The organism is Gottfriedia sp. NPDC057948 (genome assembly GCF_042887255.1).
In the GTDB taxonomy this organism is placed as follows: Bacteria; Bacillota; Bacilli; order Bacillales; family Bacillaceae_G; genus Gottfriedia.
Genome location: NZ_JBHVPN010000012.1, coordinates 135,812 through 147,649 on the forward strand (window position 1 = coordinate 135,812; position 11,838 = coordinate 147,649).

15 protein-coding genes and 1 pseudogene are annotated in these 11,838 nt (G+C 32.4%); 6 read left to right on the plus strand and 10 right to left on the minus strand.

Annotated features, from left to right (window positions below; translation table 11 throughout):
* Positions 1-2 precede the first annotated feature (2 nt).
* Genes yqeK through ACFVRR_RS17170 form a run of 5 tightly spaced genes read right to left on the minus strand, consistent with a single transcriptional unit; the run spans position 3 to position 3,385 of the window.
* The gene (gene yqeK / locus ACFVRR_RS17150) at positions 3-578 is read right to left on the minus strand and encodes a bis(5'-nucleosyl)-tetraphosphatase (symmetrical) YqeK (protein ID WP_097978160.1); all 576 of its coding nucleotides are present in this window, start codon (positions 576-578) and stop codon (positions 3-5) included.
* Between the two features lie 37 nt (positions 579-615).
* Positions 616-906 carry a ribosome assembly RNA-binding protein YhbY gene (gene yhbY, locus ACFVRR_RS17155; protein ID WP_097978161.1) on the minus strand — a complete coding sequence of 97 codons (291 nt, stop codon included), beginning with the start codon at positions 904-906 and terminating at the stop codon, positions 616-618.
* Entirely contained in the window at positions 900-1,736 is an 837-nt protein-coding gene (gene aroE / locus ACFVRR_RS17160) for a shikimate dehydrogenase (protein WP_097978162.1), read from the minus strand. The genes yhbY and aroE overlap by 7 nt, the downstream gene beginning before the upstream one ends.
* A gap of 21 nt (positions 1,737-1,757) precedes the next feature.
* Complete coding sequence (yqeH, locus tag ACFVRR_RS17165) at positions 1,758-2,867, minus strand: ribosome biogenesis GTPase YqeH (RefSeq protein WP_387331030.1); 1,110 nt, start codon at positions 2,865-2,867, stop codon at positions 1,758-1,760.
* On the minus strand, positions 2,864-3,385 hold the full coding sequence (locus tag ACFVRR_RS17170; protein ID WP_069035111.1) for a YqeG family HAD IIIA-type phosphatase: 522 nt from the start codon (positions 3,383-3,385) through the stop codon (positions 2,864-2,866). The genes yqeH and ACFVRR_RS17170 overlap by 4 nt, the downstream gene beginning before the upstream one ends.
* A 240-nt stretch (positions 3,386-3,625) precedes the next feature.
* On the opposite strand from ACFVRR_RS17170, the gene sda reads away from it, so the two are divergent.
* Positions 3,626-3,787: a sporulation histidine kinase inhibitor Sda gene (gene sda, locus ACFVRR_RS17175; RefSeq protein WP_387331033.1), complete on the plus strand. Its 162-nt coding sequence runs from the start codon at positions 3,626-3,628 to the stop codon at positions 3,785-3,787.
* A 128-nt stretch (positions 3,788-3,915) separates the two neighbouring features.
* Here sda and ACFVRR_RS17180 read toward each other — a convergent pair whose 3' ends face one another.
* Positions 3,916-4,695, minus strand: coding sequence for a phosphatidylserine decarboxylase (locus tag ACFVRR_RS17180; protein WP_097978165.1), 780 nt, complete (start codon positions 4,693-4,695; stop codon positions 3,916-3,918).
* Positions 4,696-4,985: 290 nt separating this feature from the next.
* Between ACFVRR_RS17180 and ACFVRR_RS17185 the strand changes: the two genes are divergently transcribed.
* From ACFVRR_RS17185 to crcB (ACFVRR_RS17200), 4 genes are all read left to right on the plus strand, one after another.
* Positions 4,986-5,603, plus strand: a complete 618-nt coding sequence (locus tag ACFVRR_RS17185; RefSeq protein WP_129688132.1) for a GTP pyrophosphokinase — start codon at positions 4,986-4,988, stop codon at positions 5,601-5,603.
* A gap of 263 nt (positions 5,604-5,866) precedes the next feature.
* A complete protein-coding gene (locus ACFVRR_RS17190) occupies positions 5,867-6,628 on the plus strand; it encodes a CPBP family intramembrane glutamic endopeptidase (protein ID WP_176522628.1) in 762 nt (253 codons plus the stop codon).
* 117 nt (positions 6,629-6,745) lie between these two features.
* A complete protein-coding gene (gene crcB / locus ACFVRR_RS17195; RefSeq protein ID WP_387331038.1) occupies positions 6,746-7,135 on the plus strand; it encodes a fluoride efflux transporter CrcB in 390 nt (129 codons plus the stop codon).
* Positions 7,132-7,491, plus strand: a complete 360-nt coding sequence (gene crcB, locus ACFVRR_RS17200; protein WP_387331040.1) for a fluoride efflux transporter CrcB — start codon at positions 7,132-7,134, stop codon at positions 7,489-7,491. The genes crcB (ACFVRR_RS17195) and crcB (ACFVRR_RS17200) overlap by 4 nt, the downstream gene beginning before the upstream one ends.
* A 245-nt stretch (positions 7,492-7,736) precedes the next feature.
* Here the strand turns inward: crcB (ACFVRR_RS17200) and ACFVRR_RS17205 are convergent, their stop codons facing one another.
* Positions 7,737-8,189 carry an SRPBCC family protein gene (locus ACFVRR_RS17205; protein WP_387331043.1) on the minus strand — a complete coding sequence of 151 codons (453 nt, stop codon included), beginning with the start codon at positions 8,187-8,189 and terminating at the stop codon, positions 7,737-7,739.
* A 181-nt stretch (positions 8,190-8,370) separates the two neighbouring features.
* On the opposite strand from ACFVRR_RS17205, the gene ACFVRR_RS17210 reads away from it, so the two are divergent.
* Positions 8,371-8,916, plus strand: a complete 546-nt coding sequence (locus ACFVRR_RS17210) for a GNAT family N-acetyltransferase (RefSeq protein ID WP_387331046.1) — start codon at positions 8,371-8,373, stop codon at positions 8,914-8,916.
* A 66-nt stretch (positions 8,917-8,982) separates the two neighbouring features.
* Here the strand turns inward: ACFVRR_RS17210 and ACFVRR_RS17215 are convergent, their stop codons facing one another.
* From ACFVRR_RS17215 to ACFVRR_RS17225, 3 genes and pseudogenes are all read right to left on the minus strand, one after another.
* Positions 8,983-10,215: an aminopeptidase gene (locus ACFVRR_RS17215; protein ID WP_387331049.1), complete on the minus strand. Its 1,233-nt coding sequence runs from the start codon at positions 10,213-10,215 to the stop codon at positions 8,983-8,985.
* A 228-nt stretch (positions 10,216-10,443) separates the two neighbouring features.
* A complete protein-coding gene (locus ACFVRR_RS17220; RefSeq protein ID WP_387331051.1) occupies positions 10,444-11,544 on the minus strand; it encodes a prephenate dehydrogenase in 1,101 nt (366 codons plus the stop codon).
* 36 nt (positions 11,545-11,580) lie between these two features.
* Positions 11,581-11,838, minus strand: a pseudogene (locus ACFVRR_RS17225) (bifunctional 3-deoxy-7-phosphoheptulonate synthase/chorismate mutase); the annotation flags it as partial.

Sequence of the window (11,838 nt, forward strand, 5' to 3'; positions counted from 1 at the left end):
TTTTATTCCCCCTGGCTTTTAACTTGCTTTAATATTGAGTTATATGTTTTAACCGTTAATGGGTACACTGTTTGTTCTTTATCAATCAAAAATGTAATTGTATTTTTTAATGCAAATAATAAAGCTCGATCTAAATCTTGATCCGCTAATCCACGAGCTTCCTCTACACCTGGAAAATTACGATTAGGTTCAATATAATCTGCTACATATATTACTTTATCTAATAAATTCATCTCTTTATGACCACTTGTATGATATGTGATTGCTTGTAATATCTCTTGATCATCAATTCCATATTCATGTTCAGTAAGATATGCACCAACAGGAGCATGCCATAATTCTTTATTGTACTTTAAAAGCTTTAATGAAAGTTTATTTTCTTCCATTATTGATTTTAAGTCTTTAATCGGCATGCATTTTGCGACATCATGGAAAATTGCAGCTAGTTCTGCTTTTTTTACATCCGCACCATACTTTTCGGCTAGCCTAACTGCTGTTTCCATCACACCAATAGTATGTGTAAAACGCCCATTCGTTAGTTTTTCTTTTACAAGTGAAAGTGCTTTTTGTTTATCCATTAATCCGCTTCTCCTCTAATTAACGGTATTTTACATATTAAGGTAGTACGATTGTTTTATTTTCTTCAGATTCTTTATATAAAACAACTGTATGTCCAATTACTTGTACTAGTTCAGCGTTTGTACCTTCAACAAGCTGATCCGCTACATCATAACGATCATCATCACAATTTTGAAGTATACTTACTTTTAAAAGTTCCCTTACTTCAAGCGCTTCTGAAATTTGTTTAACCATATTTTCATTAACTCCACCTTTACCTACTTGAAAAATAGGGTTTAAGTGATGAGCTTTCGAACGTAAAAATCTTTTTTGTTTACCTGTTAACATTTTGTTCCTCCAAGTTTTCTTTCTAATAATGAGTATGCATCAATCGTATTTGGAAAAATTCCCGTCCACTCTTGAAATGCTAATGCTCCTTGATATATAAACATCGGTAGTCCGTTTTGTATAGTCGCATTTCTTTCTTCAGCTTCTTTTAAGAATACTGTTTTAAATGGGCTATATATTAGGTCCGATACAATTGCATCTGGTGATAAATTCGTTAGTGCTATTGGCGTGCTATTTTCATTTGGCTTCATTCCAACAGAAGTTGTTTGAATGATAAGAGAAAAGTTACCTAAATGTTCTTCAGCATCTGAAATGGGCATAATATTAACTTCATTCATCAGCTTACCATCTAGTAGATCCTCTGCTTTTTCTAACGTTCGGTTGGTGATTGTAATATGCTTAACCCCTAAGTGCAGTAAACTATAAAGGATTGCTCTAGCTGCACCGCCTGCACCGATGATTAGAATCTTTTCATCTTCAATCGGATTTTTCAAAACATAAGATAAGCCCCTACAATAACCGATTCCATCCGTATTTTTACCATAAAGTTTTCCATTTTTATTGATGACAGTATTAACTGCCCCAATTGCTTTTGCTAATGGATCTATTTCATCTAAGTACTGCATAATTTCTACTTTTAGTGGTGCTGTTACATTAAATCCTTTAACTGTTGAACGAAATTCTGTCATAACTGATTCTAATTCTGTTATCCCAACTTCTTTTGCAGAATAGTGACCCGAAATCTGATTAGAGCCAAACCATTCATTATGCATAGTTGGTGACATTGAATGACCAATCGGTTGACCGATTACATAATATTGGTCTTTCATTTCTCAGCCCCCAAATTATTCTTATATAATAGAATTACGAAGAGTTACAGATACACCTTTTGGTACATGAGCAACAATTTTAGCACCTGGTTCATTCACTGTGATCCATCCTAACCCTGAATAAACTATATCAGTTTTAGCATCTTTTATCATAAATTCATGTTTCACTAATTTAGGAAGCTCATTAATTTGTTCACCATATGGTGGGACTAATAATTCCCCAGCTTGTCTTTCATATAAATCATCAGCATTTTCTTGTTTAGTACGATGAATTGATAATTCGTTTGAGAAGTGACAAGTAAAAGAACGTCTTCCACCCTCTAAATAATCAAAACGAGCTAATCCACCAAAGAATAATGTTTGTCCTTCATTTAATTGATAAACCATAGGCTTAATTTCTTTTTTCGGTGTAATAATCTTTAAACCTTTTTTATCAACGAAATGAGCCATTTGATGATGATTAATAATACCTGGTGTATCAATTAGATCACTCTGATCATCAAGTGGGATTTGAATCATATCAAGTGTTGTACCCGGAAAATGCGATGTTGTAATGATATTACTATTCTCTTCACTATAACGTTTAATCATCGTATTGATAAATGTTGATTTTCCAACATTTGTACAACCTACAACGTATACATCCTTACCCTCACGATGCTTTTCAATACTTTCAGCTAATTCATCTATACCAGTGCCTTTTACTGCACTAATTAAATGAACACTTACAGGTATAAGTCCCCAACGTTTTGCAGTTCCGCTCATCCATTGCGTAAGCTTATTTTTCTTAACTGACTTTGGAATTAAATCTGCCTTATTTCCAACTAATAATATTTTGTTGTTTCCAACGAATCGATTAATTCCATTTAACCAGCTACCAGAAAAATCAAAAACATCAACAACTTTAATAACAAGACAATCCTTAGAACCTATCCCATTTAAGATACGAATAAAGTCAGAATCAGTCAACTCTACATCTTGAATCTCATTATAGTTTTTTAAACGGAAACAACGTTGGCAAATAATCTCTTCTTTTTCTAATGAAGATGGAGGTGCATATCCAAGCTTATTCTTATCTTCTGTTTGAATTTCAACCCCACAACCAATACATCTAACTTCTGTATTACTCACTTTTTATCCTCCCATTGTAGCAATCCTTGCTTCCTTAAGGATGAAAGAATTCTACGTTCTACCATTCGATTAAATCTTGTCCAAATTCCATCTGTACTTGCAACCGGAACAACTAAAATTGTATGAATTCCTTGACGATTACCACCAAATACGTCTGTAAGCAACTGATCACCAATCATCACGACTTCATTTGGCTTTAAATTCATTTGTTTATATGCTTTTTTATATGATGTAGCGAGTGGCTTACGCGCACGATGAATGAATGGAATTCCTAAAGGATCACAAAACTTTCCAACACGCTCAGCATTGTTATTCGATACAACTGTAATTTTGATCCCTGCATCATCCATGCTTTTAAACCATTTCGTTAGCTCTGGAGTAGCTAATGGACGGTCCCACTCTACTAATGTGTTATCTAAATCAGTAATGATCCCTTTTATTCCTAAGCCTTTTAAATGCTCAGGCGTAATTGCATAAACATTATTAACAGTTTCACTCGGTAAAAATTTATTAAACATTATTACACCTCAATATATTCTTAAAATCGTTCGACAAATAACTACAATCATTCTAACTGTGGATAAATCTTATACACATTATCCTTAGTCCAAGAATCTACCTTTTTTAGAATATATAAACAATTTACCCACAACTTATCCACCTATTTCTGTGGATAAACGAACGATTGTTCTATTTTTAAAAATTTGATACATTAAGTTTACGAAGAAATTCAAAAAACTTTTCTCACTCGGAGGTGAATGCCCAACCGGGCAAATAATATGTACAAATTAAATGATGAGTTGTTACTTGAGTCCTACAAAAAAGCTCTAGGTTTACAGCTTGATCCTGCCTTCATTTATTTAATTGAAAAAGAAATTAAACGAAGAGGTCTAGATTACTATATAAAAAAAACATCTTAAACATTTTTATTATTTTCAATATATGCAAATAATACAAGTGAAATTAAAATACAAGCACTTTTTACAATAACAGAAAAAGAACCATCTTTCTATACGATGGCCCTCATTTCGTGAAAAAAAGTGCATACTTAGTGTAATTTACCAAGATTTTGACCAACTCTGATTGCTTGGCCAGATTGAAGTTTCAAATTTGGTGAAAAACTATTAGCTTCAAAAAGTAAAACAACTGTAGAACCGAAAGAAAAATACCCTACTTCTTCACCTTTTTTCAAACGCTTTTCTTTTTTGGTTACTACGATTGTGTTAACAAACATAGCACCAACTTTAATCATCGCAACATGTTTATTGTTTTCAGAGCATAATACTTCTGAAATAACTCGATAATTTTTTGAAAGTGGATCTTTACCATAAGTTAATCCTGCTTTATTTACTGGATAAGATTTAGCACCTAACTCGAATTGTGATACAATTTCGCCTTCGATCGGGCTATGTATACGATGGTAATGGCTAGGACTTAAATACAAGACCATATAATAGCCCTCATCATATTTATCTGCCATTTCCTTTGAACCTAACATCTCAATAATGCTATATGTCTTTCCTTTAACGACAAATTTAATATCCATCTCAATTTTCCCACATGACTCTAACACACCATCTACCGGACAAGCTAATTCACTTTCTCCAGCATGAATCGGTCTAGCATTTTGCTTTAGTTCTCTAGTAAACAAAGCATGTAAAGTAGGAAAAACAGTCTCTTTACTCTCATCCATATTTAAATTAAAAGCTTTAATATAAGGATTAATAAAAACCCTACTAAATCTAGAAGTAGCAAGCCTACGCAAAAGACCCGAAGTAAAACGATTATTCGTCAACTCTATAAACAAACGATAAAAACTCTGTTTCATCAATGTACTCCTAACTAAAATTATATATATAAATTTATAACATATTATTCCAAAACTAACAAAGCCCTAAATGTCTTACTTTCGCTTCTATAAATTGTTTATTCTTATAATATCACTTGCACTCTCTACTTCTTTAATGAACCTGCCATTGCTACCCTTTACTATTCCCTTTACCGAAAACAAATAAAATCCCTGTATTTTATTTGTCACTAACTGTTCACCAAGATTTCACACTGAGTTCACATTAAGCTGGTACAATTACTGATGTAATATACATTAGGAGGTTGCCTATGTTGAAAGATCAAAGCTTAGGTGAATGGACTAACACACTTTTAATATATAAATTTGCGTTAGATGAAATCAATACTAAAATTAGAATTTTAAATGAAGAATTTACTTTAACTCATAATCATAATCCAATAGAACACGTAAAATCACGCTTAAAAAAACCTGACAGTATAATAGAAAAGCTTGAGCGAAAAGGATTAGAACTTACCCAATATAATTTGGAAAATTATATGAGTGATATAGCTGGCGTTCGTATTAGTTGTTCATTTATTAGTGATATTTATATGATCTATGAACTATTAAAACAACAAGATGATATCTATATAATAGAAATAAAAGATTATATAAAAAATCCAAAACCAAATGGCTATAAAAGCTTTCATATGATTATTGAAATTCCTATTTTCCTTGCTTCTGAAACGAAAAGAGTAAAAGTGGAAATCCAAATTAGAACCGTTGCAATGGATTTCTGGGCAAGCCTTGAACACAAGATTTTTTATAAATACAATAAAAAGGTTCCAAAAGCAATTATCGAAAGTCTGAATGAAGCTTCTGCAACTGTAAATTCATTAGACTATAAAATGGAAATGATTAGAGATCAAGTAGAACAGCTGAATTGATTTGGGCATGAGTTTGGATACGAACTTATTAAAACAAGGTATATTAGCATACCTTGTTTTTTTAATTATGTTTTAGTACATTCTCAACTCATATAATCCACTCAATCTTTCATATATTAAATAACAAAGCTTTTAAAAGAATTATACTCATATATTCTATTTCTAGTTCTTTCAGCTTTAAATTTAAGATAAAATAGAGTATGTTAGTATAAATATAAATTAGAAAGTTTATGAACATAGATCAAAAAATTGGAGGAGCCGATTTGGATAATGAATTAAACTATAAAACAATCATTCCAGAAAATATTCCGAATGAACGTAAGTCCGCCTTAAAAACACTTGGCTACTATTTTTTAATATTTATTGTTGGCTTGAACTTACTAATCTTGATTGCTTCAATATGGGGTATGATTTTTGTTAGTGTTGCGGATATAAACCTTACTGAAAAACAATTTGATAATCTTGTAAATACCGTATCAATTTATTCGGATTCAATTTTTGGTGTCCTCAGCTTATTATGGCTCTATTATTATACGAAGAAAAAAGGACTTCTAACTTTAAGACGAATAAATATAAATGTGATTGATGTTGTGATCGTTTTAGGAGCATACGTAGTTCTTATGGCTTCTTCACAACTTCTTGATGTTATTTTTCAACATTTCAATTACTCAATTGCTACGCCAGATAACCAAAAAGCAGTGGAAGGCTTATTACGGACAAATCCAGTCCTTATGATTATATCTGCAGTTATTCTTGCACCAATAAAAGAAGAATGGATTACACGAAAGTTAATTATTGGATCGATTTTTAAAAACTCGCCGATTATTGGTTTAATTGTAAGTTCATTTGGGTTTGGTTTATTGCATATGCTTGCTGGTTTTTCAATCTATGCATTACTATCTTATTCTTTAGCTGGTTTAATTTTTGGTATTATCTATATCAAAACAAAAAAAATCGAAGTTACGATTTTTGCCCATTTTTTAAATAACTTAGTTTCAATTATTGCTTTTTTTATTGTAAACTAACAAAAAAAACGCTCTAAGGAGCGTTTCAGTGTGTAGACAAAGTACTAAAAACTTGACTTTCAGACTATTGACAAACGCTCCTAGGGGCGTTTTTATATTGTATTTATGAGGTGTGAAATGAATTATTTATTAATACTAATCGGAGGATTTTTTGGAGCAATTCTTCGTTACCTAATAGGTCTATCAATCCATCCTCTTTCAAATGGATTTCCAATTCAAACGTTTTTAATTAATATAATAGGATGCTTCTTTTTAGGTTTCTTTTTACCGATGGCTAAAGTTAAATTAAAACCTGAATATACTTTACTAATCGGAACTGGATTTACTGGAGCATTCACTACATTCTCTACTTTTTCACTTGAAAATGTTGCTCTGATGGATGAAAAAAAATTGCTAGTAAGTTTATTTTATATCATCTTAAGTTTAGTGATCGGAATAAGTTCGGCGTATCTTGGTTTTAAAGTGGCTGAGAAATTCAACAAAGTAAAAGGAGAAACCTCATCATGATTTTTATTGTTGGAATAGGTGGGGGAATCGGAGCAATTTTTCGTTATGCCCTTGGAAACTATGTTAATAAAAAAGTTAAAACAAATTTCCCTGCTGGAACATTCGTTATAAACATACTCGGATCGTTTATTTTAGGTTTACTAAACCATTTATATCTCGATAAATCGATTTCTACTACAATGTGGCTGTTTATTGGGGTTGGAATATTAGGTGGGTTTACAACCTTTTCTACATTTGGTTACGAATCGATTCAATTATTGGTTGCAAAAAAGTATAAAACTGCGTTATCTTATATCATTTTATCTACTATTATTAGTATTTGTAGTGCATATGTCGGTTTTCATATTTTTAGATGAACCGATAAATTTAAATTCAAAACAAAAACCTCTGTTCCCAGAGGTTTCAGACTGCCCGCCAAACGCTCGCTTTCTTCGTTGCTTCGTCTGTCTGCGGTGCTCATTACCGTCAAAGGTAACTCCGCTCCTCACCTGCCTTCGCGTCTCGAAAGACAAGCGTTTTCAATCAGTCTGAAAATCAAATTTTAGAACTTTGTCTACACACTGAAACCTCTGTTCCAAGAGGTTTTTTTTATTTTCAATTTTCACCAGCCGAAATCTAGTGTTTTACCAGTTTCTGCATAAGTTTTTACATTACTTAAAATCATTGGCCAGGTTGATTTCGTATTTTCATATGAAGGGTGATTTTCTGGCCATTTGTCGTTTACTAGTGTTAATTTTGTGCATTCACCCATCTCTTCAAGTGTAAGTGTAATTCTAGTTTCTAATTCAGCATGATTTTCACGGTAAACTGGGCCTGGATGTTCTGTATAACTCATCATTTTATGAGGCTCAAATGCTAGAATTTCACCATAAACATGCACTGTATGATCTCCAGCTTCTCCTGGTCCGACATATTCATATTGTGCTCCGACTTCAAATGTTGATTTTAAAATACAACCAAAAAAGATAGCTTTAGTTCCTTCTGGCGAAACAAATATGTTCCACACCTCTTCAGCTTTAGCTCCAATATAAAACTCATACTTAAGATCTTTCATTTTCTCATCCTCCATTTGATTTATGTGTAGAATGATGAATTGATTCTAGATGACACTTCCATTATATACCAAAAACGGATCAACTTATTATTTCATTTGTTTTCCAGTACTTATAGATTAAAATTAAATCATACGAAATTTATTTAAAGCTAAAGAATCAATTTTAATGAGGGGTGACAAGATGAATTTAACTTATGAAGTGATTGACGAAAATCAAATGGAATTATGTAGAGATTTATGTAATGAATTAATGACTTTTCAGAAGGCAAAAGCGAAGATAAAACCAGAGTTGTTTGATCGTATGAATTTCGATTCACGTATGGTTCCTTCAGTAAAAAAGGCTATACATAATTATATTGTGATCGTGAAAGATGAAGATCAAATTGTTGGTTACGTTTATTCAAATATTTCTCCAAAAGAAGTATATTCAAGCGAATTTGCAACTTTTTTTGACCTTTCTTCAGTCCATAAAAAGAATGTTGGATGTTTATCTCAATTTTACATTAAAGAAGAATATAGAAAATATGGAGTAGGCTCTAAACTATTCAAAATGTCAATGAACTGGCTAAAGCAATTTGATGATGTAGAGGATTATTTTATCTATGTTTCAAATGGAAATGAAGACGCTCTAGAATTTTATAAACGTAAGGGTTTCTCTGTTAGTCATACAATATTAGATGGTTTTATAACGGTTTTAAGAAGTAACGATCATTTTCAAACAATTTAAGAACAGTAAAAATAAAGGGGAGTCTCAAAAAATCTTTTGAGACTCCCCTTTTCTTTTTATTTACTATTAAAAAGCCCAGTTACCATTTCTCATGATTGGTTCAACTGTACCGTCTTCTTTAATTCCATCGATGTTTAATTCCGCTGATCCGATCATAAAATCAACGTGAGTTAAACTTTGGTTGATTCCTAATTTTTCTTGCTCTTCTGAAGGTAATTTTTCTCCATCCTTCATATTGTTTGGATATGCTTTACCTAAAGCTAAGTGGCAAGAAGCATTTTCATCATATAATGTGTTGAAGAAAATTAAACCTGTATTTGAAATTGGTGAATCATGTGGTACTAATGCTACTTCACCTAGACGGCGAGCACCTTCATCAGTATCTAATAAGTGTTGTAAAGTTTCATAGCCTTTTTCAGCTGTGAAATCGACAACTTTACCATCTTTAAATGTTAAAGAGAAGTTTTCAATTAAATTTCCACCGTAATTTAATGGTAATGTCGCTTGAACAGTACCATTTACACCATGGCTATGTGGCATAGAGAAAACTTCTTCAGTTGGAATATTAGGATTAAACCATTTTCCATCTTCACTGTTCGCTCCTCCACCTTTCCATACATGATTATCTACTAAATCTAGTTTCAAATCAGTACCAGGTGCTGTGTAATGTAATGTTTTGTAACGTTTGTCATTTAATTGAACAACTTTTTCTTGTAAGAAATCGTTATGTTTAACCCAAGCTTCAACTGGATTTTCATTGTCAACTCGGCAAATTTTGAATACTGAATCCCAAAGTAAATCCATCGCTTTATCAATTGGTTCATTTGGATAAACTTTTTCAGCCCATTCAACACATGGAATAGCTACGATTGACCAACGAATTCTATCAGCCATCATGTATTCACGATAATTATGTAGTGCTTTGCTAGCTGTTTTATTAAAATTTGCAATACGTTTTGGATCGATCCCTTTTAATAATTCTGGGTTTGGTGAAATTACAGATAAAACAGCACCGCCATTTTCAGCTAATTCTTCCATTGCTGTTACTTTCCAGCCTGGAAATTCTTCAAAAACTTCATCAGGAGCTAGTTCATATTTAGTACGAGTAATTACATCATCATTCCAATCGATGTTTACATTTTTAGCTCCAGCTTCGTAAGCGAATTTTACTACTTTACGAACGAATTCTGCAGCTCCGATTGGTGCATTTATTTGTAATGTTTGTCCTGGTACGATATTAACACCACTTTTTACCGCAAGTTCAGCATATTTTTCTAATGATTTTTCAAACTGAGACATTGATATCCCTCCATGTTTAACGAATTAAAAACCTAACCTACTAAATTATAATATAAAGTTCAGAAAATTGGTACTTAAAAGAGACTGACTATTCATTTTTATTTGAAATGTCAGAGAGAAGTTACCAGATTAGCAAATGACTTGATTAGTTGTCGTTATTTAACCAAAAAAAGCACTTTTGAAAAGTGCTTTTTTAGTGTATAGACAAAGTCCTAAAAACTTAATTTTTTATGAAACAATGTATGTCTCATAACCATTAACATTTAGGAATTTTTCAGCTTTCTCTCTGTCATTTTCTGTTTGAAGGCTTATTCTTAGTACACCTGGTAAACCTTCACGTGATTCTATGATCCTTAGATTCGTAATGCTTACTTGGTGAATCGATAAGATTGTCGTGATGTTAGCAAGCTCACCGACCCGATCTAAAACGTCTACATACAAATCAAAATAACTTGGGATGGCGCCATTTGCTTTTGCTGGCATGTTGTCTCTAAAATCTTTTGATTCCTTGAAATAATGAAAGATATCTTCTTTATCCTGGCTTTCAACAAGCTGATACATTTGTTTCATATCATCAATCCAATTCGAAATTAATGAAAGCAATGTATCTTTATTTTGAATCACAATATCAGTCCACATTTTTGGGCTGCTTGATGCAATCCTAGTAATATCTCGAAACCCTCCGGCAGCTAAAGCTGTTACTAAAGGCTCGTCCTTCGCGTAGGTTTTAACTTGCTTAACAAGATTAGAAGCAATGAGATGTGGAAAATGGCTTACCACTCCGGTAATTTGATCATGTGTTTCTTCATCAATTACAACAAAATGTGAACCTGTTCCTTTAAGCCATTCTTTTAATTCATCAATTTGATCATTTTTAGTATTTTTACTTGGTGTCAAAATAAAATATGCATTTTCAAATAAATGAACTTTTGCACTCTCGATGCCCGTTTTATGGGAGCCTGCCATTGGATGACCTCCAATAAAGCAATAACCTTTATCTGTAAGAGTCTTCGAATGCCTCATAATTTCACTTTTCGTACTACCTACATCAGTTAATATGACATCATTCTTAAGTTCATATTCACTTAACTTATGTATATATTTTATTGATTCCTCTACAGGACAAGAAAAAATGATTAGATGAGCCTTCTCGGCACAGTCTTTGAGCTGTACCGAGATTTCATCTAAAACTTGAATTCTTTTACCAATTTCAAGTTGTTTTTCGTTTATATCATATCCAATTATATTTACATCATGAACTTTTTTTATTGCCAAGGCAATTGAGCCTCCGATTAATCCAGTGCCAATTAAAAGGACGTTCTTTTTCAAGGCATTCACCGCCTATCCTTCATTAAGTAATATTATTTATGATTGAAGTTTTGCACGGAAGTCTTTTAACTCAAACATAAATTCTTCAAATTGTGGGATATTCATTTGTTGAGCTGAATCTGATAATGCAACTGCTGGATCAGGGTGTACTTCAGCCATTACCGCATCTGCTCCAATTGCTAATGCTGCTTTTGCTGTTGGTAATAATAAGTCCTTACGACCTGTTGAATGGGTAACATCTACAACTACTGGTAAATGTGTTTCTTTCTTCAAAATAGGTACTGCTGAGATATC